Annotated in this window: 1 protein-coding gene; it reads left to right on the top strand. The window is 65.5% G+C overall.

What is annotated here, in order from left to right; translation table 11 throughout:
• On the top strand, positions 1–232 hold a 232-nt coding region (locus E4K09_RS24155), incomplete at both ends, for a HAMP domain-containing protein (RefSeq protein ID WP_134500200.1).

Below are 232 nucleotides of genomic sequence, written 5' to 3'. Positions count from 1 at the left end.
GGGCGTTGCCGGCACCTGGAAGGACCTGACCGACAACGTCAACCTCATGGCCGCGAACCTGACCGGCCAGGTGCGTAACATCGCCGAGGTCACCACCGCCGTGGCGAACGGCGACCTGTCGAAGAAGATCACCGTCGAGGTGCGCGGCGAGATCCTCGAGCTGAAGAACACCATCAACACCATGGTGGACCAGCTCAACTCGTTCGCGGGCGAGGTGACCCGCGTGGCGCGC

Origin of the sequence: Microvirga pakistanensis (genome assembly GCF_004458765.1) — a bacterium.
Classification (GTDB): domain Bacteria; phylum Pseudomonadota; class Alphaproteobacteria; order Rhizobiales; family Beijerinckiaceae; genus Microvirga; species Microvirga pakistanensis.
This window is presented reverse-complemented; position numbering and strand designations above follow the sequence as displayed.